The sequence below is a fragment of the Rhodococcus sp. P4_F3_2 genome (assembly GCF_056401335.1).
Map to the genome: position 1 here is coordinate 32,534 of NZ_JBFUJN010000001.1, position 24,092 is coordinate 56,625.

General features: G+C 62.1%; 20 protein-coding genes. 8 read left to right on the top strand and 12 right to left on the bottom strand.

From position 1 onward, the window contains the following. Positions 1 to 196: 196 nt before the first annotated feature. The 7 genes from AC1DWA_RS00175 to AC1DWA_RS00205 form a co-directional block, all read right to left on the bottom strand. Positions 197 to 1,561: an FAD-binding oxidoreductase gene (locus AC1DWA_RS00175; RefSeq protein ID WP_029256287.1), complete on the bottom strand. Its 1,365-nt coding sequence runs from the start codon at positions 1,559 to 1,561 to the stop codon at positions 197 to 199. 16 nt (positions 1,562 to 1,577) lie between these two features. Continuing rightward, positions 1,578 to 2,651 (bottom strand): histidinol-phosphate transaminase, encoded by a 1,074-nt coding sequence (locus AC1DWA_RS00180; protein ID WP_046379311.1) that lies wholly within the window; start codon positions 2,649 to 2,651, stop codon positions 1,578 to 1,580. Next, positions 2,648 to 4,216 (bottom strand): histidine ammonia-lyase, encoded by a 1,569-nt coding sequence (hutH, locus tag AC1DWA_RS00185; protein WP_046379310.1) that lies wholly within the window; start codon positions 4,214 to 4,216, stop codon positions 2,648 to 2,650. The genes AC1DWA_RS00180 and hutH overlap by 4 nt, the downstream gene beginning before the upstream one ends. 109 nt (positions 4,217 to 4,325) lie before the next feature. Beyond that, positions 4,326 to 5,117 carry an IclR family transcriptional regulator gene (locus tag AC1DWA_RS00190; RefSeq protein ID WP_477845651.1) on the bottom strand — a complete coding sequence of 264 codons (792 nt, stop codon included), beginning with the start codon at positions 5,115 to 5,117 and terminating at the stop codon, positions 4,326 to 4,328. A 92-nt stretch (positions 5,118 to 5,209) separates the two neighbouring features. After that, positions 5,210 to 5,872, bottom strand: a complete 663-nt coding sequence (locus AC1DWA_RS00195; protein WP_019745346.1) for an IclR family transcriptional regulator — start codon at positions 5,870 to 5,872, stop codon at positions 5,210 to 5,212. Positions 5,873 to 5,909: 37 nt separating this feature from the next. Further along, positions 5,910 to 7,052 carry a CaiB/BaiF CoA transferase family protein gene (locus AC1DWA_RS00200; RefSeq protein WP_084324934.1) on the bottom strand — a complete coding sequence of 381 codons (1,143 nt, stop codon included), beginning with the start codon at positions 7,050 to 7,052 and terminating at the stop codon, positions 5,910 to 5,912. A gap of 11 nt (positions 7,053 to 7,063) precedes the next feature. Next, positions 7,064 to 8,233, bottom strand: a complete 1,170-nt coding sequence (locus AC1DWA_RS00205; RefSeq protein WP_019745344.1) for an acyl-CoA dehydrogenase family protein — start codon at positions 8,231 to 8,233, stop codon at positions 7,064 to 7,066. A 235-nt stretch (positions 8,234 to 8,468) separates the two neighbouring features. On the opposite strand from AC1DWA_RS00205, the gene AC1DWA_RS00210 reads away from it, so the two are divergent. From AC1DWA_RS00210 to AC1DWA_RS00235, 6 genes are all read left to right on the top strand, one after another. Next, positions 8,469 to 13,115 carry an NAD-glutamate dehydrogenase gene (locus tag AC1DWA_RS00210; RefSeq protein ID WP_477845652.1) on the top strand — a complete coding sequence of 1,549 codons (4,647 nt, stop codon included), beginning with the start codon at positions 8,469 to 8,471 and terminating at the stop codon, positions 13,113 to 13,115. 109 nt (positions 13,116 to 13,224) lie between these two features. Next, positions 13,225 to 13,980 (top strand): histidine utilization repressor, encoded by a 756-nt coding sequence (gene hutC / locus AC1DWA_RS00215; RefSeq protein WP_024487384.1) that lies wholly within the window; start codon positions 13,225 to 13,227, stop codon positions 13,978 to 13,980. A 217-nt stretch (positions 13,981 to 14,197) separates the two neighbouring features. Further along, a complete protein-coding gene (locus AC1DWA_RS00220) occupies positions 14,198 to 15,592 on the top strand; it encodes a serine hydrolase domain-containing protein (RefSeq protein WP_029537034.1) in 1,395 nt (464 codons plus the stop codon). A gap of 98 nt (positions 15,593 to 15,690) precedes the next feature. Further along, positions 15,691 to 16,770, top strand: coding sequence for a dipeptidase (locus AC1DWA_RS00225; RefSeq protein ID WP_069145588.1), 1,080 nt, complete (start codon positions 15,691 to 15,693; stop codon positions 16,768 to 16,770). Positions 16,771 to 16,802: 32 nt separating this feature from the next. Next, on the top strand, positions 16,803 to 17,738 hold the full coding sequence (locus tag AC1DWA_RS00230; RefSeq protein ID WP_029256278.1) for an alpha/beta fold hydrolase: 936 nt from the start codon (positions 16,803 to 16,805) through the stop codon (positions 17,736 to 17,738). An 87-nt stretch (positions 17,739 to 17,825) separates the two neighbouring features. Further along, positions 17,826 to 18,332, top strand: coding sequence for a ClbS/DfsB family four-helix bundle protein (locus AC1DWA_RS00235; protein WP_019745339.1), 507 nt, complete (start codon positions 17,826 to 17,828; stop codon positions 18,330 to 18,332). Here AC1DWA_RS00235 and AC1DWA_RS00240 read toward each other — a convergent pair. Next, positions 18,323 to 18,901, bottom strand: a complete 579-nt coding sequence (locus AC1DWA_RS00240; protein WP_477845653.1) for a GNAT family N-acetyltransferase — start codon at positions 18,899 to 18,901, stop codon at positions 18,323 to 18,325. The two genes, AC1DWA_RS00235 and AC1DWA_RS00240, sit on opposite strands and share 10 nt — an antisense overlap. 214 nt (positions 18,902 to 19,115) lie before the next feature. Here AC1DWA_RS00240 and AC1DWA_RS00245 point away from each other — a divergent pair, with 214 nt between their 5' ends. Beyond that, positions 19,116 to 19,910, top strand: coding sequence for an SDR family NAD(P)-dependent oxidoreductase (locus tag AC1DWA_RS00245; protein WP_031333800.1), 795 nt, complete (start codon positions 19,116 to 19,118; stop codon positions 19,908 to 19,910). A 1-nt stretch (position 19,911) separates the two neighbouring features. Here AC1DWA_RS00245 and AC1DWA_RS00250 read toward each other — a convergent pair whose 3' ends face one another. From AC1DWA_RS00250 to AC1DWA_RS00265, 4 genes are read right to left on the bottom strand one after another with little or no spacing between them, the layout of a single operon-like run. Beyond that, a complete protein-coding gene (locus tag AC1DWA_RS00250) occupies positions 19,912 to 20,370 on the bottom strand; it encodes a nuclear transport factor 2 family protein (RefSeq protein ID WP_021331968.1) in 459 nt (152 codons plus the stop codon). A 51-nt stretch (positions 20,371 to 20,421) separates the two neighbouring features. Next, a complete protein-coding gene (locus AC1DWA_RS00255) occupies positions 20,422 to 21,210 on the bottom strand; it encodes an SDR family NAD(P)-dependent oxidoreductase (protein WP_197940935.1) in 789 nt (262 codons plus the stop codon). Between the two features lie 30 nt (positions 21,211 to 21,240). Continuing rightward, on the bottom strand, positions 21,241 to 21,537 hold the full coding sequence (locus AC1DWA_RS00260; protein ID WP_033233220.1) for a hypothetical protein: 297 nt from the start codon (positions 21,535 to 21,537) through the stop codon (positions 21,241 to 21,243). Further along, complete coding sequence (locus AC1DWA_RS00265) at positions 21,515 to 22,678, bottom strand: 3-ketosteroid-9-alpha-monooxygenase, oxygenase component (protein ID WP_019745333.1); 1,164 nt, start codon at positions 22,676 to 22,678, stop codon at positions 21,515 to 21,517. Before AC1DWA_RS00265 ends, AC1DWA_RS00260 begins: the two co-directional genes overlap by 23 nt. A gap of 237 nt (positions 22,679 to 22,915) precedes the next feature. Between AC1DWA_RS00265 and hsaA the strand changes: the two genes are divergently transcribed. Then, positions 22,916 to 24,082, top strand: a complete 1,167-nt coding sequence (hsaA, locus tag AC1DWA_RS00270; RefSeq protein ID WP_020970820.1) for a 3-hydroxy-9,10-secoandrosta-1,3,5(10)-triene-9,17-dione monooxygenase oxygenase subunit — start codon at positions 22,916 to 22,918, stop codon at positions 24,080 to 24,082. The last annotated feature ends 10 nt before the right edge of the window (positions 24,083 to 24,092 follow it).

A 24,092-nucleotide genomic window follows, 5' to 3' on the forward strand; every position in this document is an offset into this window, starting at 1 on the left:
GTCTTTCTGCTGCGAGCCCGTCGAGCGACGGAATCGACGTCGGGGTATTGCCCACCTTCTTCGTGCTTGGTGCTTTGCGCCTGGTGCTCTGTGCGCTGGGTCACTGTCACTGCGGATAAATGTATATGCCTGTATATACAGGCGTCAATACCTGAAACCCGATTTCGCGTAAATGCTGTGTAACACCGCTCGAGAATCAGAAACCCTTACCAGGGTTGAGGATTCCGAGTGGATCGAACGCGGCCTTGATCGATCGGTGCAGTTGCATGCTGTCCTCGCCGAGCTCGAGAGAGAGCCAGCGACGCTTCAGAACGCCGACGCCGTGCTCTCCGGTCAGAGTTCCGCCGAGTTCGAGAGCACGCCGGAAGACCTCGTCCGCGGCGGTCCACACGGCTTCGGGGACCGAGCCGTCGGCTGTGCGGTCGAAGACGAAGGTCGGATGGACGTTGCCGTCACCCGCGTGCGCGACGGTCATGATCTTGACCGAGTGCTCGGCGGCCGCCCGGTCGATACTTTCGAGCATGTCGGGCAGTTTCGACCGCGGGACCCCGACGTCTTCCACCAGACATTGACCGAGTCGTTCGGATGCCGGATAGGCGAGTCGGCGAATCTCGAGTAGCTGTGCGGCTTCTGCTGCGTCCTGTGAGACGGCGACAAAATCGGCGCCGGCCTGCTCGAAGTGTTTCTGCATCGCCGCGGCTGCTGCGTCGGCGTCGACCCCATCGGCCTGTGCGATCAGCATCGCGGCAGTGTTGTCTTCCAACCCGATTCGTTTCCAGTCGTCGACTGCGCGAAGGGTTGCTCGATCGATCAGCTCCAGCAGGCTCGGCCCGATCCCGTCGCGAACGACCGCGGCAACCGCGTCCGCTGCGGAGCGGAGAGAGTCGAAACTGCCGACGACGGTGACCGGTGCTCTCTTGGGCTTGGGCTGCAACTTGAGCGTGGCACTCGTGACGACTCCGAGTGTTCCTTCCGAACCGACGAGAAGACTGGTCAAGTCGTATCCCGCAACACCTTTGACGGTCCTTCGGCCTGTCCGCACGATCCGACCGTCGGCGAGCACAACCTCGAGACCCAGGACTGAATCGCGGGTGACGCCGTACTTCACGCAACGCAGTCCACCGGCGTTGGTGGCGATGTTTCCGCCGATCGTGGAGATCTCGAAGCTGCTCGGATCGGGGGCGTACATCAGCCCGTACTCGTCTGCTGCTCGGCTGATGTCAGCGTTGATCACCCCGGCTTCCACGACAGCCAGCTGATCGTCCGGATTGACCTCGAGAATCGAGCGCATGCGAGTGGTCGAGATGACCAGGCAGCCCTCGACGGCTGCCCCGCCACCCGCCAAACCGGTTCCCGCACCGCGGGTTACCACCGGGACACGGTGAGCAGTAGCCCATTTCAGAGCCTCGGAAATGTCGGCCGCAGTTTCAGCGAGCATGACGGCTGCCGGATGGCCGGGTTCGGCGAGATGGGCCTCGTCGCGACGGTACGAGTCCATTACCGCCGGGTCGGTGATCAGGCGACTCGAACCGATCGACCGAGCGAGTTCGTGGACGGACATTCTTTTCTCCAGTCGGTCAAAGGTTGTGTGCGAGAGCGTCCACAGCCGCGATCACGGCGTCTTCTGCGGCCCGCTCGCCGACGGTGACCCGCACTCCCTCGCCGGGGAACATCCGGACCGAGACACCCTGGGCGACGCAAGCCGCTTCTAGTGCAGAAGCTCTCTCGCCGAGAGGGATCCAGACGAAGTTCGCTCCGCTGGGGACGGACTCGACGCCGCGCACAGCGAGTTGCTCACGTAGGTGAGCGCGACCCGCGGTTACCGTTTCGACTATCGAATCGGTGTGCGCCGGATCGGTCAACGCTGCGCAGGCCGCGGCCTCGGCAACGGCGCTGAGCCCGAAGGGCGGTGCCGCGCTSGAAAGGTCCGCTGCGATCGCCGGATTGGTGATGGCATAGCCGGCCCGAAGGCCGGCCAATCCGTAAGCCTTGGAGAAGGTTCGGAATACGACTATGTTGGGAAAGGCTCGAAGCAGGTCGACGCCGTCGACATCGCTGGTCGCGAACTCCCGGTAAGCCTCGTCCAGAAGGATGAGGACGTCACCCGGGATCGAGCGTGCGAACGAGACGAACTCGGCGGTCGAGAACTCGCTTCCGGTCGGATTGTTGGGGTTGCAGACGAGTACCGCGCGGGTCTGCGGAGTCACGGCTGCCGCCATTGCACTCAGATCGTGCCGGTGTTCGGAATCGAGTGCGACGGGTACACCGCTCGCCCCGGCGATTCCGATCAGAATCGGGTACGCCTCGTAGCTGCGCCACGGGTAGACGACTTCGGTGCCCGGGCCCGTGTATGCGGTCAATACCTGCTGGAGCAGTGCCAATGACCCGGCGCCGACCAATACCTGGTCGTCGCCGACGCCCAGGCGGTCGCTCAACCGGGCGATCAGCGTGTCGCCGAACAGCGACGGATACAAGTGCGAGTGTGAGGCCGCGAGATTGACGGCCTCGAGAATTGCCGCCGAGGGTGCAACCGTCGACTCGTTGCTCGACGCCCGCCACCGAACCTGCTCGAGGCCGGCGGCTTTGGAGTATCGAGGGAGTGCTTCGATTTCGGGTCGGGGGCGAGGCCGCAGCGCTCCGGGCGCGCTCATGCCAGGGCGCCGATCGCGTTCTCCGCGGCCGCAACGAGTGCACCGGATGCCGCCAAGTCCACCGCGGCCTCGATCTCGGGGGACAGGAAGCGATCGGTGCCCGGCCCCTGCACCTTCTCGCGCAGGGTCCGAAGGACGGCTCCGGTGGCTGGTGAGGGCTCGAGTGGGGATCGCAAATCGATTCCTCGTGCTGCAGTGAGTATCTCGATCGCGAGAACTCGGGTGAGACCGTCGATGGACCGGCGGAGCTTACGTGCACCCGACCATCCCATGGAGACGTGATCTTCCTGCATGGCCGAGGAGGGAATCGAATCGACGCTGGCGGGGCTCGCGAGTCGCTTGAGTTCGGACACGACGGCAGCTTGTGTGTACTGCGCGATCATCAGTCCGCTGTCGACTCCGGGGTCGTCGGCAAGGAAGGGAGTCAGACCGTGGTTGCGCGCAACATCGAGGAAGCGGTCGGTTCGGCGTTCGCTGATACCCGCGACATCCGCGGTCACGATGGCGAGGAAGTCCAAGACGTAAGCCACGGGAGCTCCGTGGAAGTTACCGTTGGATCGAACCCGTCCGTCGAGGGTGACAACGGGATTGTCGACAGCACTGGCCAATTCGCGCCCGGCGACGAGGCGGGCGTGATCGACGGTGTCGCGTGCGCCGCCGGCGACCTGCGGTGCGCACCGCAGTGAGTACGCGTCTTGAACCCTGGTGCAGTCAGGGCCCGCATGGCTGGCGACGATCGGGGAATCGGCAAGCAGACGCACCATGTTCGACGCGGCCGCGCCCTGGCCGGGGTGGGGGCGAAGCGTTTGGAGGTCCGCGGCGAACACCTGATCTGTGCCGAGCAAGCCCTCGACGCTCATGGAGGCAGCGATGTCGGCCAACTTGAGCAGATGATCGAGATCGGTGATCGCAAGGGCCAGTTGGCCGAGCATCCCGTCGGTACCGTTGATCAGTGCGAGGCCTTCTTTCTCGGCCAGAACCACCGGTTCGAGGCCATGGGCAGCCAATGCCGTTGCCGCATCGGTGAGTTCACCGTCGGCGGTGCGGACGGAACCTTCGCCGATGATTGCCATCGCCACATGAGCCAGTGGTGCCAGATCTCCCGAGCATCCGAGGCTGCCGTATTCGTGCACCACCGGGGTGATGCCTGCGGTGAGTAGGTCGGCGTACGCCTGTGCGACCACGGGGCGCACTCCGGTCCTTCCGGTGGCGAGCGTCGACAGGCGCAGAAGCATCAAGGCCCGGATCACTTCGCGTTCGACTTCCGGTCCCGAACCTGCCGCGTGTGAGCGGATCAGGCTGCGCTGCAACTGCGTCCGCAGATGCGCCGGAATGTGCCGGGTGGCAAGTGCGCCGAATCCGGTGGAAACCCCGTAGACCGGCGTGGGATCTGCGGCCAGGGCCTCGATGCGTGCACGACTTTCGGCGATCGCGGTCAGTGATTCCGCGGTCAATGCGACGCCGTAACCGTTGCGCGCGACGTCGACGACGTCGGCGATGGTGACAGCCCCGATTCCGACCTCAATGGTTCGGGTGGCTGTATGGGTGGCAGGGGTGGCGTTCATGGGACTCCAATGATGATGCGGTGGTGATTCAGCAAGTCTTGTATACGAGACTCTAGTCTTGAATATGAGACGAAAACAAGGCCCGAAAAGTACGGAACGGAGAAATTGGCTACATGTCTGCGGTCGGGGTCTCCACCATTCGATCTCCGAGATCGGCGGAGAACTCGGCGCTGACGGCGCGCACTCGGTCGGCGATCAGGGCACTCTCCTCGGCCGATTTGGAGCCCGAGAGGAAGGTGACGCCGAGAGCTGCGACCGGACGACCGTCCCGCGTGATCACGGGGCTGGCGATGCAATTGATTCCGGATGTCGTCGCATTCGCTTCGACCGCATATCCGCTCTCACGTGCTGCGGCGAGCAGTTCTCGCAGTTCGGCGAGCGTCGACGGTCCCGTTCCGGTCCGCGTCGGCCAGGTGTATCCCTCGTAGAGCGCGCTGATCTGTTCCACGTCCAGACGGCTCAGAATCGCGCGCCCGACTGCGGTGAGATGCGCTGGAAGGCGAGTCCCGATTTCGGTCACCAATCGCACGCCCGGCTTCAGTGGTTCACGTTTGTCGAGGTAGATGACGTCAGATCCCTGTAGTACCGCCAGATGGGACGTCTCATCCGTCGACTGAGTGAGTGCCAGCATGAATCGTTGGCCCTCACGGTGAAGTGGGCCCGAGCGCATGTACGACGCGCCGACTTCGAACGCCGAGACACCCAGGGTCCAGGCGCGTTGATCAGCCCAGTACGAGACGAACCGTCGATCTCGCATGACATTGAGTAGATGATGCGTCGTACTTTTCGGCAGGTCGAGGGCGCTCGAGATTTCGGCCGTCACCAGCGGCACCCCCCGGCGGGCCAGGAGATCGAGCACGTCGAGCACGCGCTCAGCAGATTTCACGCGGCTCGTCGTCATGTGGGGTGTGTCCTTACGAGTAGGTAGGAAATCCGGAGCGGGGAACCACATTGTCTCGGATACGAGACTGAATCGCCAAGCGCTCGGGGTGGTCAGGGAGTCTGGCTGCCGAGTTCCGCGGACAACCGTGCGCAGTGCTCCACCAAGACGCGACCGTGGCTGGCGCAGACCTCGTCCGTCAGACGGAATGTCGGGCCGACGACGCTGAGCGCTCCGGCTATCTGACCGACTGCGTTGTAGATCGGCGCGGCAACTCCGGTCGAGTGATCCTCGATGGTGTCGTGCGCAATGGCGTACCCGCTCTCACCTACCTTGCCGCTCAACGCTGCGCCGACGGCGGTGCCGTCCAGGGGAACACTCTGTCCGACCCACCCCATGTGGCGGATCGCGTGCGTGCCCTCGATCTGATCGAGATACAGCGCAGTGTCTTTCGGTCCCATCGTCGACAGGTAGGTCGACTCCCTCGTGGTTTCGGCGATGGCCTTCATCGCGGGCCGGGCTCTCGGCAACAGTTGATTGTCGCCGAGAGCGCGAGCTCCGATTTGCAGTAGCCGCGGGCCGACGCGATAGACGTTGTCCTCGCCGCGAACGACGAACTCGGTTTGTTCGAGGCTTCTGATCAGGCGAAGGGCGGTACTGGTTGCCAGATCGGTTGCCTTGGCGGCGTCGCCGAGCGTCAATCCGCCGTGCTCGACGATCGCACCGAGAAGTTCGAACGTGCGATTCGCGCTGCGGGTCACGTCGCCGGGGGCCATGTCCTACTCCAAGTGCCGAGGGATGTCTGCGCTGAATCTATCGCGAGCCCGGCAGTACCTCACCGTGGTGCTCGTCCAGCAGGGGGCTGCGGCGGACATCGGGGCGTTGGCTCTCACCGAACACGACGGGTTGTCGTACGTAGGAGATCTTTCCTGCTACCGGGTGCTCGAACGATTCGACGACTCCGCGATACTCGGCCTGTGCGGAGGTGAGTGCCTGCTGGACGTCCCAGATCTCCGAGCCGGCGAGGCCCGCGTCGCCGAGAATGCCGACCACGTCGGCGACGGTCTTTCCGGCAGCCCAGTTTTCGATCTCCTTGCGCAGTGCCGGCTCGTTCTCGGTCCGGGCGGTGTCGTCGGCAAATCGAGGATCTGCGATCAGGTCGATGCGATTCATCGTCTGCGCCAATTTCTCGAAGCCGGATTGGCTGGCAACCGCGAGGACAAAGAGACCGTCGTCGGCCTTGTAGGTGTCGAACGGTGTTGACACCGGATGACGGTTGCCGACGCGTGGGGGAGTGAGTCCGGTGGATTGCAGTTGGCTGTGTGCTGTCGGCAGCATGGCGAGCATGCTGTCGAACATCGCGACGTCCAGATGCTGCCCGAGCCCGGTCGCCCGAGCGCCCAGCAGGGCGGTACTGATTCCCCAGGCAGCGAACAGCCCGGCGACCAGGTCTCCGAACGACTCACCCAGCCGGGTCGGGCCGGATTCTTCCGAACCGGTGATGCTCATGATTCCCGAAAGAGCCTGGACTACAAGGTCGTAGGCGGCGGCGCCGGACATGGGTCCGTCCTGGCCGAAACCGGAGATCGACGCGTACACGATCCGCGGATTGCGAGCCCGCGCAGCCTCGTAGTCGATTCCCAGGCGCTTGGTGACGCCAGGGCGAAAGTTTTCCACGACGACGTCGGCGGTCTCGATGAGCGTCAGCAGCGCCTCACGGTCCTCGTCGTTCTTGAGGTTGAGTGCCACCGAACGCTTGCCACGATTGAGCACGTTGAAGTAGATGCTCTCGCCGTCGCGGAACGGGCCGAGGTGCCTCGAGTCTTCACCGTGTTCGGATTCGATCTTGACGACGTCCGCACCGGCGTCGGAAAGCAGTGCGGTGCAGTAGGGTCCGGCGAGGACGCGCGAGAGGTCGATGACCCGGATGCCGTCGAGTGGTGGAAGTGCAGACATGTCCGTGCCTTTCAGAAATCGGTGGAACGCGGCGACGGAGCGTTGCCGGCAATGGTGAGCAATTGGATCTGCGAGGTGCCCTCGAAGATGCGGAGAATGCGGCAATCGCGGTACAGGCGTTCGATTTCCGATTCGCGCATGAATCCCGCGCCACCGTGGATCTGCACGGTTTGATCGACGATCGAGAAGCAGGCCTCGGTGGCGACGTACTTCGAAATCGATGCGGCGCGGCGGATGTCCTGACCGGCGTCCTTGACGTCGGCGGCCCAGTCTGCGGTGACGCGTGACGCGACCAGTTGCGCGTCGCAGCCACCGAGGAGTAGCTGAATTGCCTGGAAGTCGAAGATCGGCGTGCCGAACTGCTTTCGCTCGGTGGCGTACTCACGTCCCAGTTCCCAAGCGCGCAAAGCGATGCCGTTCGCCATTGCCGCCACGTCGATGCGCGCACGGTTCAGTGCGGTCAAGGCGATGTTGCCGCCGCGACCTTCGGTGCCGATCACCGAGTCGAGCGGCAGCACGACGTCGTCGAGGTAGACGGTATATGTCGGAGCCGAACGAATTCCCATCTTGTCCTGCGGCTCCGAGTAACTGATTCCCGGAGTGCCCTTGGGGACGACGAAGGCGGTGATGCCTCGGAATCCTGCGCTCGGGTCCGTCTTGGCGAAGAGCACGACCAGGTCGGCTTCCTTCGCGTTGGAGATGTACGTCTTGGATCCGGAGAGATGCCAGCCGTCGTCCTCGCGTCGAGCGACGGTACGCATCGAGGCGATGTCGGAGCCGGCGTCGGGTTCGGTGAGTGCAAATCCGGCCAGCAGTTCGCCCGACGCGAGCTGGGGCAACCAGCGGTGCTTCTGCTCTTCGGAACCGCCGACGAGAATCGGCTCGAGGCCCAGATAGTGCGCGGTGTAAATCGATGCCAGTGCGGCGTCGGTGCGTGCAACTTCTTCGATGGCGACCAGTTGGGTTCGTGTCGACAGGCCCAGACCGCCGAATTCCTCCGGCACGGAAATGCCCATGAGGTCCTGCTGTCCGAGGCGCTTGACCAGCTGCGCCGGGAACTCTTTGGACTCGTCGCGTGCGGCTGCTCCGGGTTGGATCTCGGCGTTGGCGAAGGCTCGGACGGTGCTGCGGAACTCAGCGAGATCAACGCTGTCGATGTCGTGCGCGGTCTGGGTGGTCACGGGGGGCTCCTTCGAAGCGAGGTAGTTCACGAATTTCATCTAATGGAATCTAATTGCCACTAGTTGGCACAACTGACTATGGCTGAGGGTGGCGAATTTGTCCAGGGGTGGAGCTGTTGTGTCGCGGCTCACGTTCTGCAATGATCAACTTGTCTAATCCTGTATAGACAAGTTGATCGCGGATCGAACCCACTACAAGTCGGAAGCAGCGTGGCTTTCGGCGGAAGGTGCTGACATGAGCCTCGTTTCAGTCGACACGACACCGGACTCCGAGAATGTGAGGAGGGTGTGCAGTAGGTATTTCGAGGGCTTGTCGGCTGATCGATACGCGGCGCTCGCCGAAGACCGCAAGCTTGCGATGGTCGCCGCGCACATGGATCTTTCGCGCCGACGGGGACACAACTCGTCGATCTCGAGACTCGCGCCGGCCGGGGAGCTGGGGGACGGGCCGGCAATTCAATACGTCGGCGACGACATGCCGCAGCTCGTCGAAGCGGTACTGGCGACACTTGCCCGCGCGCGCATGGAGCCGGAATTCGTGGTGCACCCAGTGCTTCGCACAGTCGTGCAACCGGCGCACAGCACCGAAGACGCCCGGGTCGGGGAGCGTGCCGAATCATGGATCCACATAGGACTACCCGCACATTGTTCGGACGCGCAGGCGCAGGTGATCGCTGATGACGTCGCCGGAATCCTCGACCGTATCGCGCGTGCCTTCCGCGATACCTCGCCCCTGCGGGATCTCGTCGACGAGGCGCGCGGGCAACTGACCTCGGGCGGTCACGCCGAAGAAGCTGACTTCCTCCAGTGGTGCAGTGCCGGAAACTTCAGTGTCGTCGGCGGTGCGCGAACAATCGACAGGCACGAGCCGTACACCCTCGGCGTGCTCCCCGATCCAACCGGCTCTTCGGATTCGAAGGCGGTGCCCCTCTCGATCGGAGTGGTGTACCTCGGGCAAGGGTTCGGTGGATCCGCATACGCCACCGAGATCGACGTGTCCGTCGGTGACCGTGAATACCGATTCATCGGGTCCTTCACCTCGACCGGACTTGTCGCAGACGTCAGGCGGACCCCGCTCGTGCGAGGGCGCGTCGCAGACATCTTCGACGCCTCCGGATCCACCGTGGATTCGTTTGTCGGACAATCGATGCTGGCGGTGATTCAGTCGATTCCGATCACAGTCCTCTTTGCCGCCGACCCGGCCCGAATTGCGGACGCACTGGACGAACTCACTTCTGTGGACGGCCGCACGTCGTTCCATCTGTTCCTGCAACCCGTGGGATGCTCTCCGACGACGGGGCAAGACCAGGAGCTGTCGGCTTTGCTGTTCGTTCCGCGCGAGAAATTCAGTACGACGATCAGAACAACGGCCGAGTCGGTACTCGCCGAGGCGCTCGGTGCCCGCACCATCGAGTTCTCCAGTCGAGTATCGGAATCTCCCTTGGCTGTCGTGCATTTCACGGCCACAGTCGGCGGTGGAGCAAACTTCGCATCGGCGCGACAAGCGCGGGAGATTCGGGATCTCGTCGTCGACGCGTGCCTGACGTGGGACGAGCGATTCGTTCTGGATGCTTCGCACTACGACGAGCAGCGCAGGCGTGCTCAGTTCGCCGAGCAAGTTCCGGTGGCATACAAGCAGGATTTCGACGCCGTCCGCGCCGCCGAGGACATGGCGGTATTCGACGGCCTCGAACTCGGAGAGGTGAGCCCACGGTTGGCCCGATCTGTCGACGGACCCGGTACTCACCGACTCGGGCTGTACGTATCAGGTGACCCGCTCTCGCTGGGCGAGGTTCTGCCCGTATTGCAGAGCCTGGGCGTCGACGTGGTCGACGAGCGTCCGTACGAGCTCGTCTCGGCAGGTTCGGAACAGTCCTGGATCTACGAGTTCACGCTCGACTATCCGAGTGCGCCGGTCGAAGGCTTCGACAACTTTGCCGCGCGGTTCGCGGCGACGTTTGCCGCGGTTCGAAACGGCTCCGCCGAGCCGGACTCGTTCAACGAACTTGTCGCGATCGCCGGACTCGGTTGGAAACAAGTAGTGGTGCTGCGGGCATACGCGGAGTTCTTGCAGCAAGCAGGATTTCCGTACAGCACCAGTCGCGTCGCCGAGGTACTTGCCGATCATCCCGAGATCGCCGCCGGTCTGTGCGAATTGTTCGAGAGCCGTTTCGATCCCGACGTCGTAGACGGAGATCGAGGTGCGCGTGCAGCAGCGGAGGTGGAAACATCCGTGGCACAAGTGCAAGGACTCGACGCCGATCGGATCCTGCGCGCGTTGTCCGAGCTGGTCCGTAACACGTTGCGTACCAACTACTTCGTTTATGGCACCGAATCGCTCGGCGCACTCTCGTTGAAGTTCGATTCGGAGAAGCTGTCCGTACTGCCCTTCCCTCGACCGAAGTTCGAGATATTCGTGTACTCACCCGATGTAGCAGGTGTGCACCTTCGCTTCGGTACGGTTGCCCGCGGCGGCTTGCGCTGGTCGGATCGGAAAGAGGACTTCCGCACCGAGGTCCTGGGATTGGTGAAGGCGCAGGCAGTCAAGAACGCGGTCATCGTGCCTGTCGGTGCGAAGGGCGGATTTGTCGTCAAACGCCCGCCGGTTCCAGGACAGGGTGTAGACGCGGACCGAGAAGCCACGTTGGCGGCCGGGATCGAGTGCTACCGATCCTTCATTCGCGGACTACTCGATCTGACCGACAACGTCGACAAACAGAGCGGCGCCGTTGTCGCGGCGCGAAGGGTCGTTCGCCACGACGGGGACGACACTTATCTTGTTGTCGCCGCGGACAAGGGCACTGCAAAGTTTTCCGACATCGCGAACGACGTTGCCGCGCAGTACGGATTCTGGCTCGGCGACGCCTTCGCATCCGGCGGATCGGTCGGCTACGACCACAAAGCCATGGGTATCACGGCGAAGGGCGCCTGGGAGAGTGTCAAGCGGCACTTCCGGGAATTCGGCGTCGATACCCAGCACGACGACTTCACCGCGGTGGGGATCGGAGACATGAGTGGTGACGTCTTCGGCAACGGTATGTTGTGCAGCAAGCACATTCGTCTCATCGCGGCGTTCGATCATCGGCACGTGTTCGTCGACCCGAACCCGTCACCTGAGCGCTCGTACGACGAGCGATCACGTCTCTTCTCGCTCCCACGATCGTCGTGGGCCGACTACGACCCGACCTTGATCAGTGCGGGTGGCGGAGTGTGGGAACGCTCGGCGAAGCGCGTTCCGATCAGTGACGAGATGCGACAGGCACTGGGTCTCGACGCCGACGTCACCGAACTGACTCCACCGCAACTGGTTCGGGCGATTCTGCGGTCCCCGGCAGATCTCTTGTGGAACGGCGGCATCGGAACGTACGTCAAGGCCTCCGGTGAGTCCGACCTCGAAGTCGGCGACAAGAGTAATGACGCGGTTCGGGTGAACGGCAACGAAGTGCGTGCACGTGTGATCGGTGAAGGAGGCAACCTCGGCCTCACCCAAGCAGGACGAATCGAATACGCGCGTATCGGCGGACGGATCAATACAGACGCCCTCGACAATTCCGCGGGAGTCGATTGCTCCGATCACGAGGTGAACATCAAGATCCTTCTCGACTCCCTGATCAGCTCAGGCGTCGTCGCGGACTCACATCGCGATGCACTGCTCGAATCGTTGACCGATCAGGTCGCCGAACTCGTTCTTGCAGACAACCGTTCACAGAACGAACTGATGGGCACCACGCGTGCGGATGCGGGGGCAATGATCGGCGTGCACGGCAGAGTGATTTCGAACCTCGAATCTCGCGGAATCGTCGACCGCGTCATCGAAGGGTTTCCGACCCAGAAGCAGTTCGCCGCGGCCGAGAAGACGGGAACGGGGCTGACGTCGCCGGAACTCGCCACACTGATGGCCCACGTCAAACTCGATCTGAAATCCACGCTGTTGGCTGGAAGCTCGATCGACAACCAGATCTACCGCAAGGCGCTGGTGAACTACTTTCCGGAGGGCGTTCGAGATGCAGGGGGCGACGCCCTCGACCGGCACCCATTGCGGCGCGAGATCGTCGCGACCGTGCTGACGAACAACGTCATCGATCGGGGCGGCATCACCTATGCGTATCGGCTCGGTGAAGAGGTCGGCGCTGATCCGGAAGACGCGGTACGTGCCTTCACCGTGGTTTCCGAGGTGTTCGGACTGTGGAAGTTGTGGCACGACATCAGCAAAGCCTCGATCTCGACCGCCGTATCCGACGAGTTGATCCTGCTCACCAGGCGACTGCTCGACCGGGCGTCACGGTGGATGCTGACGCGTCGGCCGCAACCGCTGGCCGTCGGGGCCGAGATCAGCAGATTCGGTGATCGCATCGCGGAGGCGTCGACCGAGCTCGATGACTGGCTGGTAGGCGCAGATCAGCGGAACCTGGCTGCGCGAACGGTCCTCATCACGGACAAGGGCGCGCCGGAGAACCTGGTCAGGCGAGTGGAGATATTGCTCGATCAGTTCGGACTGCTCGATGTGGTGGAGATCGCTGACCTCGCCGATCGCGCAATCTCGGAGACCGGTGAACTCTACTTCCGGCTCGGTGAGCATGTTGGGCTCGTCCCGATGCTCAATCGAGTGTCGGCATTGAGCAAGGACGGAAAATGGAACGCATTGGCGAGGTTGTCGCTGCGGGACGAGTTGTACTCGACGGTGCGGGCCTTGACCCTCGACGTCTTGGCCGACGCGGAAGCGGGTGACTCGACAGCGGAAAAACTCTCCAGGTGGGAAGAAAGGAATGCGTCGAGAATCGAGAGGTCGACTCTCGCGCTCGCCGAGATCGAGGCATCGGGGCAACACGATCTTGCTGCGCTTTCGGTTGCGACGAGCCAATTGCGGCGCATGGTGGGCTAGGCCCGGCGCGGACGCCCGCGGATTGATCGGAAAGGTGCGCGAGACGGATAGACTTCGAAGGCCGAACGGGAGAACCGACTCGGTGGTTTTCGACGAACGGGTGGTGGCGATGGCGATTGCTGAAGTGGACGCAGAACTCGCCGTGCTGTTCAACGAGGCAGGCGGCGAGTCCGCCCCTGCCTACGAACGGGTGAAGAACCTCGTGGTCTCGCAGATCAATTCGGGTCGGTGGACCGAAGGCGATCAGCTGCCTTCGGAAAATCAACTGGTCAGTGCACTTGGGTTGTCACGTATGACGATCAACCGAGCGCTTCGTGAACTCACCAGCGACGGTCTGATCGTGCGGATGATGGGGGTCGGTACTTTTGTCGCCGCCACGAAGACCGCGTCCCCGCTGTTCGAAGTAAAGAACATCGCCGACGAGATTCAGCGCCGCGGCCACCGTCATCGAACCGAGGTCGTCTTCGTTCGTGAGGAAGAAACCGACCACGGGCAGACGTTCCTTCGTGAATCGGTGGGCAAACGGGTGTTCCATTCGCTGATGGTGCACTTCGAGGACGAAACCCCGATTCAGGTGGAAGACCGGTTCGTGAATCCGAACGAGGCGCCCGACTATCTGCGCCAGGACTTCACCGCGATCACCCCCAACAACTACTTGAGTGACGTTGCGCCTCTGGTTCGCGGCGAGCATGTCGTGGAAGCAGTGTTAGGTAGCCCGGACGAATGCGAGCTGCTCCGCATCGATCGAGGGGAACCGTGTCTGCTGATTCGCCGCCGCACCTGGTCGGCCAACGGGTTGGTCAGTGCGGCGCGCTTGATCCACCCCGGTTCACGCAATCGCTTGGAAGGAACCTTCGAGCGCTGATCGTTTCGAGTGGCGAGTCCTGAACGCAGGCTCGTCCGATCGCACCATTTTCGGGGTCGAGTTCGGTGCAATCGACCAGGACGTGACTGCGAGCACACTGAGATCATGGGTGGACGGTTATTGCTTCCGCAACCTCACTTCCCGACGAGTGAGACCTGAGCGGATCGCAGCAACGCTATCTACGCCACTGGCTTCCATGATCGAAGGAGTTCGACCTGTGACCGACTTGCCCAAGGACCTACTTGTCGCCCCGAAGTGGCAGGAACGCCTCGACGAACTGGCAGCCAAGCATTCGGTACCTGGCGCGCAGGTCGGTGTGATCGCGCTGGGCGAAGACGGTGCAGCGGATATCCGTGTCATCACCACCGGAGTGACGAGCCTGAACACGCGTGTCGACGTCGACGCAGACACCCTGTTCCAGTACGGATCCGCGAGCAAGATCTGGACGACGACTCTGATCATGCAGCTCGTCGACGAGGGCAAGCTGACGCTGGACACCCTGGTGGTGGAGGTGCTTCCGGAGTTCACGATCGCGGATCCTTCCAACACGAAGGAAATCACGATCCGCCAGTTGCTCACGCACACAAGCGGTATCGACGGAGACCTGTTCAACGACACCGGCGACGGCGACGACTGCGTCGAGAAGTACGTCGACGAACTCGCGACCGCGATCAGCGTCACCGAGCCCGGCGGGCATCTGAGTTACAGCAATGCAGGTTTCGCCGTTGCCGGCCGTATCGTCGAGGTTCTTCGTGAGATGACGTGGGACGAGGCGTTGGTCGAATACCTCTGGAAGCCACTCGGATTGACGCACATCATCACCAAGGCCAAGGATGCCCCGCTGTTCCGCACCGCCGTCGGTCATGTGGCGAACCCGGATCGGACGTCGCCGGACAAGGTGGTTCCGACCAAGCAGTGGCTGCTTCCGCGCGGTATCGGTCCGGCCGGGATCATCACCGGATCCGTCAGCTCGCTTCTGACCTTCGGTGCTGCACACATGCGTGACGGCCTCGCGTTGACGGGTGAACGCATCCTGTCCGAAGAATCCGCGCGTCTGATGCGCACCCCACAGTTCGACCTGACCGCGGTTTCGAGCGTCGATCAGGCCTGGGGGCTCGGCTGGATCCTGTCCGACTGGGGCGGTGTGACGTCCGCGCAGCACGGTGGTGCGACGATCGGCCAGATCACTCGTTTTCACACCTTCCCCGAACTCGGCCTGGCCATGGCAGTTGTCACCAACTCGCGTGGTGGCGGTGCCCTGGCTCACGACATCGAGAAGGAGATCGCTCAGGAGCTCGATCTCGTTCTGCCGGAGCCGAAGTCCGAACCGGATGCAGCAGACATCGATCTGTCTCACATTCTCGGGACCTATGAATCGACAACCGTTCGAATCGAACTCACGCGTGGCGACGACGGCGGATTCCAGGTTCAGAACTTCGCCAAGGTCGAGATCGACGGCGAGCCGCCGGCCCCGCCCACCAAGGTCGTGCCTCTGTCTGCTTCCCGGTTCTCGATCAGTAACGAGAGCGCTTCTGGCGAGATGGCTCACCTCACGATCGATGGCGAGGAATATCTGTACATGACACGGCTTTTCAAGAAGATTTCCGACTAGCCGCGGCGAGATGATTCTCTCCGCTGAATGAAATCTCGGGCAGGTCGAGGGCGATGAGGGCCCTCGACCTGCCCGCACTACTTTCTCGAGGAAAACTCATGTTGAAACCTCTCGCTCCTTTTCCGGACGTGAATCACCCAGCGGCACTGGATGCTTACGGCCTTGCGCCGGTCATCGACGGTCACAACGATCTGGCATGGACGGCTCGCGAAACCGCCGCATACTCGGTGGAAAATCTGGAGAAGGATTCCATCTTCCAAACCGACATCGACAAACTCGGTCGCGGTGGCGTCGGTGCGCAGTTCTGGTCGGTTTACACCCCGTGTGACAGGACGGAGGCCGAGGCTGTTCAGTACACACTCGAGCAGATCGACTACGTGTACCGGATGATCGAGCGGTACCCGGATACTTTCGAATTCGCGCGCACCGGTGACGACGTGCGTCGCATCTGGAGCGAGGGCAAGGTCGCGTCATTGTTGGGCGCGGAGGGCGGTCACAGCATCGGCAGTTCGCTCGGCGTCCTGAGAATGATGGCGCGCCTTGGTCTTCGGTATATGACTCTGACGCACAACGACAACACTGGGTGGGCGGACTCCGCGACGGACACGCGCGTACACGGCGGGCTGACCGACTTCGGTCGCGAGATCGTGCGCGAAATGAACCGGCTCGGCGTACTCGTCGACCTGTCGCACGTCTCGGTGGAAACGATGAGAGATGCCATCGAGACGTCGTCGGCGCCGGTGATCTTCAGCCATTCGTCCTGCACTCAGCTATGCGGTCACCCCCGCAACGTTCCCGACGACGTCATGAGGCTGCTCGCGGACAACGGCGGGGTCATCATGATCGCCTTTGTGCCCATGTTCCTTTCTTCCGAGTACAACGAGTGGTTCAAAGGCGGGCGGGTCGGCCCACGGCCGGCGATGACGGTGGACCATCTGGCCGATCACGTCGAGCATGCCCGAGACGTCGCGGGCATCGACCACATCGGTTTGGGTAGTGACTACGATGGGTTCGACGACTTTCCGGATGGTATGCAGGACGTATCCGGTTTCGCGGTGTTGATAAACCGTCTGGCGGAACGCGGTTGGTCCGCGGAGGACTTGGCAAAGCTGATGGGCAACAACGTGTTGCGTGTGCTCGACGAGACCAGTGCGGCCTCGATATCGAGCCTTTCCTAGCCGTATCGACGCCCGAGAAGATGAGGATGAGAATGAAGAAGATTCGTACCGTTGCACTGAAGGTGGTTGCTTCGGTGTCCGTAGTTCTGGTTGTGCTGGTATCAATAGCGCTCGTATTCAACGTCGGCTCCAGCAAGGCGAACGTTCCGACCGCGGAAACGGGCAACCAGTTCGTGTCCGTCGACGGCAAGAACATGAGCTACTCGATTCGCGGCAGCGGTGATCGGACCATCGTGCTGCTGCCCGGGTTCGGAACGTCCGCACCGATCCTCGACTTCAAATCACTCATCGACGAGCTTGCACCTGACTACCGCGTTGTCACGATCGAGCCATTCGGCTACGGATACAGCGACGCAACCGACAAGGACCGCACGGCTGAGAACATCGTCGAAGAGATACACGAGGCTGTGCAGGCCTTGGGGATTGACGAATACATCCTCATGGGTCACTCCATCACAGGTGTTTATGCCTTGGACTACACCGCGAAGTACGGCGACGAGGTCACCGCTTTCGTGGGCATCGACAGCAGCGTCCCGGGGCAGCCGAACATGGACACCAAGTTCCCGATCGAAGTCTTCCGCGTTGCAAAGAAATTGGGCTTCTCCGACGTTCTGGCGAAACTCGGTGGCAGTGAGGAAACCGATGCCTACCTCGATGAAGCCGAGAAGGCAGAGATGAGCAGACTGGTCGCGAAGAACAACTTCAGCGACACGTATCTCAACGAAATGGATCACCTTTCCAGCAACTTCGCCGCGGCAATCGGCAAGACGTTCCCTGCCGATCTCCCGATTCTGTTGTTCGCTGTACAGAATTCCAAGGTCCAGGGCTGGACAGAGCTGCACGAAGAACAGGCAGCATCGGTCGATCATGGTGAATTGGTCTTGCTGGACGGAGACCACTACCTACACCACACCAAGTCGAAGGAGATCGCCGAGAACCTCGAAAGGTTCCTGGGCGAGCTGAACTGAAACTCGTAGGACGTTAATGTTGAATGCGGGGCCATCGAGTCGAGATGGTCCCGCTTCTTCTTTCTCTACTGATCGTTCGGAGGCATTGTGGCGCAGACCTTGTCACGTGAGGAACTGGCGAGTGCGCTGGACTCGGCGTATTCGAAACTCGACGCGTTACTCGACGGCGTCGCCGAGGCCGATGCGTTCGACGCCGTTGCCGTCGATGCGTGGACGGTGCACGACGTACTCGCTGTGCGTGTCTGGTGGGCAGAGGCCGTCGTAGAGTGGATAGGTGCCGGACTGCGAGACGAGACACCGCAGACGCCGGCTGCGGGTTACAAGTGGACGCAAACACCCGCGCTGAACCAGTCGGTGGTCGAGGCGAGTGCAGGTACCTCGGTTCGAGAGCTTCGGGATCGTTTGCGCGCGGCTGTCGCAGCGCTGCGTCGATACGTGGGAACTCTCGAAGACGATCAACTGCTGTCGGTCGGGGTTTTCTCGTGGACCCGGACGTGGCCAGTCTCGAGGTGGATCGCCGTCAACACGATCACCCAATACGCGTCGTTGTCGAAAATGATTCGGCGAGTGCTGAAGTCGAACAATCAGCCCTGAAGTCGATGCATCCGCCATACGTCCGGTCCGTCGGGGAGCGAGGTCTGGCCGACGATCGTGAAACCGAACCGTTGGTACAGCGGGAGATTTCGTTCGGTCGACGTGTCGAGCCAGCAAGCCTGTTCGGTTCGATCCAGTTCCGCCAAAGCATGTTTCAGTAGCGCAGAACCCAATCCACTGCCCTGCGAATGCGGTGTCGTACCGATCGTTGCCAACGACCACGCGTTGTCGGGGACGGGAAGCGTACACAGTTGTTCGTCAGCCTGGAGAACGCGCTCGAACCGATCTCCGTGCAGTTCCACGATCTTCTCGACAGTCGCTTCATCAGGCTGCGGGGCGTCGGGCGGCAGGACTGCGATGACGCCGTTGCCTGAATCATCGATGTATGAACGTCCGAACGGTAGTGCCAGGTGTTCGAGGTAGATCCGTTGTAGAGCGGCGACCCGTTCCACGTGAGAGTCTTCGGCGACGCACCAGTTCGTCCAGGGATAGTCGGCAAAAGCCTCGCCGAGAACCTCGGCGGCACGGTCGAGGTCGTCGATGGACAGCGGTCGAACAGAATTCTGCATAGTGCCACTTCAGCACAGTGGTGTCTTCTGTCGCCACTCGATTTCGGCGGTGTAGCAGGTGCGCGGGCCGTGGTCACGTACTTGTGAGTTCATTCAAGAAAGTTGGACGCGGCTGTCGATCCTGCGTTCACTGGTAGTGATCGGGTAGTCGCCGAGCTGTCAATTTCGGGCACATGAGATCCGGGTACGGCGATTCCCCGCGAAGGGAATGAATATGAACAGGCTCGAAGGCAAAAATGTAGTGATCACCGGCGCCGCCAGCGGAATCGGGCGTGCAGCAGCACAACTCATGGCGGCAGAAGGCGCCAAGGTGCTGGTCGCCGACCTCGATCCAGCTCGAGCGGAGGAAGCAGCGGCGGCGATACGCGAGACCGGCGGCACTGCGCTGGGTTTCGGCGTCGATGTCATGAACGAGGAGTCTCTGGCAGCGATGATCGAAAGAGCGGTCGCCGAATTCGGTGGCATCAACGTCTTGTGCAATCACGTGGGCGGTAGTAATCCGCGCAAGGATCTCGACCTGCTCCGGATGGACCTGGACGAGTGGGATCGCGTGATGTCGCTCAACGTCCGCAGCACTGTCGTCGCTTCACGACTTGCCATTCCGCACATGAACAGTGCCGGTGGAGGATCGATCGTCAACACGGCCTCGGTAGGTGGATTGATCGGGGATTCCCTGCAGTCTGCCTACGGATCCGCCAAAGCGGCAGTCATTCGTCTGACGCAGTACATAGCAGTCCAGTACGGAGCAAACGGAGTTCGGTGCAACGCCGTAGCACCGGGCGCGATCATGACACCCGCACTCGTGGACAACATCCCCGCTGATGTCATCGACGGCATGAAGCAGGCAAACGCGCTGCCCTACCTCGGTGAACCCGAAGATATCGCACACGCCATGCTCTACCTGGCGTCGGACGAATCTCGCTACATGACGGGGCAGACCTTGGTGGTCGACGGTGGACTCACCAGCAAGAGTCCACTCGCGACCAGCCGTTCGTCGATGTTGAGCTGAGTCAGCTCCGCCAACCGCTGGGGCCGGCGCCCAGAACCTCGATGGATCCCTGACTGGCGTGTGAATGCTTGGTGCGGTGCGTCATTCGCCACCTTCCGTCGATTCGGGTCCACGAATCGTGGTAGTCGCCGAGGGTGAAGAAGTTCAGGTGAGCTTTGCTCCCGGTGCCCACATGCATGTCGCTGACATAGGAGCGGCTGGTGGCAATATCACCGACCACTTCGACCAGCACGTTGCCGATCAGATGTTGGGTGGGACCGCACTCGTCGAGGAACGAGCGGATGGAAGCCACCACCTCGGCAGGTCCACGAAGAGTTCCGGTTCCCAGTTCTGCCGTAGCGTCCGGAGTCATGATTCGGTGGAGTTCATCCCAGTCCCGCGCATCCATGGCTCGGGCGAACTCGAAAATGGAGCGGGTGATCTCGCGTTCGTCGAGAAGAGTGGTGATGTCGACGCCCATGCTGTGCGCCTTTCTTAACGTCGGGGGGTTAATAAAGGCGCACAGCAGAAGTCAGCGGTTCAGCAGCTTGCGCATCGCTTCGGCAGCGCCCTTGACCATCTTGTCGCGGGGGAAGCCGCTGCGCTTCTTGGCGCCTTCGTAGTTTCCTGCAGCAACCCAGATCGGGCCGTCGGCAAGGTGTTCGAGGCCTTCGCGTGCAACATCCTCGGGCTCTGCGACGTTCATGCCCGGGATGTCGAAGTTCAATCCCGCGCGAATCATGGCCGGCGTGCGAGTGACACCGAGAATGAACTCGACGACGTGAACGCCGTACGGCTGGAGTTCGAGCCACAGGCTCTCGGCAAAGATGCGTCCGAATGCCTTGGACGCTGCGTAGATGCTCTGGTGCTCGGAACCCATGAATCCGGCCAGCGAACCGAGCAGCATGATGCCGCCGCGTCCGCGATCCTTCATCAATCCGCCGAAGTGGTGCGAGAGTTCGAGCTGCTTGTTGATGTTCAGCTCGATGACTCCGGCAAATCCCGTCAGATCACCGGTGACGAACTCGTGGCCGTAACTGTTGGCGCCGGCGTTGAAGATGAGCAGGCCAACCTCGACGTCGTCGGTGACAGCCTTGATCTGATCGAGCGCGTCGGGAACCAGCAGATCCAGTGCCAGAGTGCGTACTTCGACGCCGTTGGCACGTGCCTTGGCCGCGGTCTCCTCGAGCGGGCCCGGCTTGCGGGCGATGAGCACGAGGTTGATACCGAGCTTGCTGAGCTCGTCGGCGAACCCCGCGCCGACACCTTCGGAACCGCCGGCGATGACTGCCCACGGGCCGTAGTACTGAGGATCGATCATTACTACCTTCTTCGAAAGATGTTGGCTTGACTAATGAAACGGAGCGGGAACTGGTTCGCTGTCGTCGACGATCGGCTTGGGCACCGGCTCGTCGTTGAGGATCTCGAGCTCGCCTGCCGTTGCAGCGTTCACGATGGACGCGATCAAGGCGCCGCACTCCTTGCGAGGAGCGCCTGGGCGTCCCTCACGTTGCCCGAATTCACGTTCGTCGGCGATCTCGAGGCACTTGGCGCGGGCCTGGTCACTCCACTGAACGGTGGTGTGTTCCCAACTGTTCTTCTGGACCAGGACCTGCGCCTTGCACTCAGCGCACTGAAGAGGCTGCATCTTCGTCTGCCTTCTTCGCAGCGAGGTTGTCTTCGACTTCCTTCTGCCAGGCGGCGACGGGGCGCGCGGTGTCGAGTTCGAATTCGAAGCGTTCGGTCATCTCGGGAGCGATGTCCGCGACGTCGACGTAGAACTGCTCGTACCAGCGACGGAGCTGGTAGACCGGGCCGTCCTCTTCGCACAGGAGTGGGTTCTCGATGCGAGTCTTGTTCTTCCAGATCTCGACGTCCTGCTCGAAGCCCTTGGCGATGAACGTGCCGAAGTTCGCTGCCATCGCGTCGGCGGCTTCACCCTGGAAACGATCCGACTTCTTGACGATGATGCCGTACTGGAGCACGAACTTGTCTGCGCTGACCGGGTAGTGGCAGTTGATGAGTACCGAGTCGACGTTGTAGTCCTCGTACTCGTAGGTCAGGTCGTCGACCATGAAGGAGGGGCCGAAGTACGTGGCGACGGAGTTGCTGCCGACCATCTTCGGGGTGCCTGCTGCGTGCGGACGCATGTCCGAGCGAGCGACGCCGCGCATGTACTGCGTTGCGGCGTGGCCTTCGAAGACGTTCTTGAAGTACGTCGGGAAGGAGTAGTGCACGTAGAAGAAGTGCGCCATGTCGACGATGTTGTCGACGATTTCACGACAGTTGGTGTCGACGGTCGTGGTGTACCAGACCCAGTCGCTCCACTCGTCGCTGAGCGCGCCTTCGATACGGGGGATGGCTACGTCGTCGGTCGGCGGGTTGCCCTCGGGGTCGTGCCAGACGAAGAGCATGCCGTCCTGGTCGAGGGTCTGCCATGCGCGCGTCTTGGCCAGCGGGGGAACGCGGCGTGCATAGGGAATCTTCTGGCACTTGCCGTTGCCGCCCCAGCGCCAATCGTGGAACGGACAGGCAATGGCGTCGCCCTTGATGGTGCCCTGGCTCAGGTCGCCACCCATGTGACGGCAGTACGCGTCGAGGATCTTGACGTTGCCTTCACTGTCGGCGAAGACGACGAGCTTGGTACCGAACGCCTCGATGGAGTGCGGCTGGCCGTCCTTGAAGGACTCCGTGAGCCCAATGCAGTGCCATCCACGTGCAAAGCGAGTAGGCGCGGTTCCAGCTTGGATCTCGCGAACTTCGTCGTTGTCGGACTGATTGATCGTCACGATGAGTCCCGTCCTTTCCAGGGTCAGTGTCGACGCCCGACGCTAGGGGAGCGTGAATTACCGCTGGGGCCTCGTCTCACTGGCCGGGACCAGCGGCGAGCGAGAGGATCCGGCGGCTGATCCCGGCCTCCGGGACTTCCGATCATCGGAACGCGTGACCGACATATCGTGACGGGGCAGCCGTTATGTCTATCTGCCGATCCGCTCCCTCACGGTTCGGTGCGAGGAGTGTCTTCCATGGTCAACAAGGTTCTGAGCTCAGTCCGTGATCTGCTTCCGAAGATCGCGGCCCGCGCTCAGAAGGTCGACGATTCGCGCAAGATCTCCGAACGGACCATCCGGGAGCTTTCCGAAGCCGGCGTCTTCTCCATGCTGGCGCCCAAGAGATATGGGGGCGCCGAGAGCGACCCGGTCCACTTCTACGAAGTGGTCAGGGCAATCTCCGCTGCCTGTGGTTCGACCGGTTGGGTCGCGTCGGTGGTGGGAGTGCACCCGTGGCATCTGGCGCTTTTCGACGACCAGGCACAGGCCGACGTGTGGGGAGAGGATCAGACGACGCTCATCTCGTCCGCGTACGCGCCGGTCGGTCGACTGACGGCGGTGGACGGTGGTTACGAACTGTCGGGCCAGTGGGGCTTCTCTTCCGGCTGTGATCACGCGAGTTGGGCATTGCTGGGCGCGATGGTGGTCGGGATGGACGGCCGGCCGGTCGATTTCATGACGGTGTTGGTGCCGCGTACGGATTACGAGATCCGAGATGTCTGGGATGTCGTGGGGATGCGCGGCACCGCGAGCAACGAGATCGTGGTCGACAAGGCCTTTGTGCCCGAGCACCGATTGAAGCGCAACTACGAGACCGCACAACTTCGCGGCCCAGGCCAAGCAGTCAATCCTGGTCCGCTGTACAAGCTTCCGTTCGGGAGCATCTTCACCTCGACGGTCGCGGCTCCGTGTGTGGGCATCGTCGCCGGTTGTTACGAGGGGTACCTGGACGTGATGCGTGAGCGGGTCCGTCTGAGCTTGGGTGGTGGGCGGTTCAGTGAGGACCAGTTCGCTCAGGTTGCCGTCGCGCGTGCGTCGTCGGAGATCGATGCCGCGATTCTGCAGATGGATCGCAATATCCGGGAGATGTACGAACTTGCTGTCGCCGGCAAGGAGCTTCCGCTCTCGATGAGGCTGCGCGCGCGTCGAGATCAGGTTCGCGCGACGGAACGTTCGGTGGAAGCGATCGACATGCTGTTCAAGACGGCAGGCGGGAACTCCCTCTCTCGTGGAAACCCGATCGAGCGTGCGTGGCGAGACGTTCATGCGGGCAGCGTTCACGTTGCCAACGAACCCGAGCGCGCGTTGGCGCTGTACGGCCGGGCGGCGTTCGGACTGCCGGTGGAGGACAACCTGATCTGACCGGTTGGCG

What these genes read in the sequence shown, in the direction of transcription:
- AC1DWA_RS00250 (WP_021331968.1), bottom strand. Translation starts at nt 20,370, where the DNA reads ATGGGCGTCGACATCACCACTCTTCTCGACGAACGCGAGATCACCCGC.
- AC1DWA_RS00190 (WP_477845651.1), bottom strand. Translation starts at nt 5,117, where the DNA reads ATGACGACGAGCCGCGTGAAATCTGCTGAGCGCGTGCTCGACGTGCTC.
- hutH (WP_046379310.1), bottom strand. Translation starts at nt 4,216, where the DNA reads ATGAACGCCACCCCTGCCACCCATACAGCCACCCGAACCATTGAGGTC.
- AC1DWA_RS00260 (WP_033233220.1), bottom strand. Translation starts at nt 21,537, where the DNA reads ATGCAGCCTCTTCAGTGCGCTGAGTGCAAGGCGCAGGTCCTGGTCCAG.
- AC1DWA_RS00240 (WP_477845653.1), bottom strand. Translation starts at nt 18,901, where the DNA reads ATGCAGAATTCTGTTCGACCGCTGTCCATCGACGACCTCGACCGTGCC.
- AC1DWA_RS00255 (WP_197940935.1), bottom strand. Translation starts at nt 21,210, where the DNA reads ATGATCGATCCTCAGTACTACGGCCCGTGGGCAGTCATCGCCGGCGGT.
- AC1DWA_RS00200 (WP_084324934.1), bottom strand. Translation starts at nt 7,052, where the DNA reads ATGTCTGCACTTCCACCACTCGACGGCATCCGGGTCATCGACCTCTCG.
- hutC (WP_024487384.1), top strand. Translation starts at nt 13,225, where the DNA reads ATGGCGATTGCTGAAGTGGACGCAGAACTCGCCGTGCTGTTCAACGAG.
- AC1DWA_RS00195 (WP_019745346.1), bottom strand. Translation starts at nt 5,872, where the DNA reads ATGGCCCCCGGCGACGTGACCCGCAGCGCGAATCGCACGTTCGAACTT.
- AC1DWA_RS00175 (WP_029256287.1), bottom strand. Translation starts at nt 1,561, where the DNA reads ATGTCCGTCCACGAACTCGCTCGGTCGATCGGTTCGAGTCGCCTGATC.
- AC1DWA_RS00210 (WP_477845652.1), top strand. Translation starts at nt 8,469, where the DNA reads ATGAGCCTCGTTTCAGTCGACACGACACCGGACTCCGAGAATGTGAGG.
- AC1DWA_RS00225 (WP_069145588.1), top strand. Translation starts at nt 15,691, where the DNA reads ATGTTGAAACCTCTCGCTCCTTTTCCGGACGTGAATCACCCAGCGGCA.
- AC1DWA_RS00230 (WP_029256278.1), top strand. Translation starts at nt 16,803, where the DNA reads ATGAAGAAGATTCGTACCGTTGCACTGAAGGTGGTTGCTTCGGTGTCC.
- hsaA (WP_020970820.1), top strand. Translation starts at nt 22,916, where the DNA reads ATGGTCAACAAGGTTCTGAGCTCAGTCCGTGATCTGCTTCCGAAGATC.
- AC1DWA_RS00245 (WP_031333800.1), top strand. Translation starts at nt 19,116, where the DNA reads ATGAACAGGCTCGAAGGCAAAAATGTAGTGATCACCGGCGCCGCCAGC.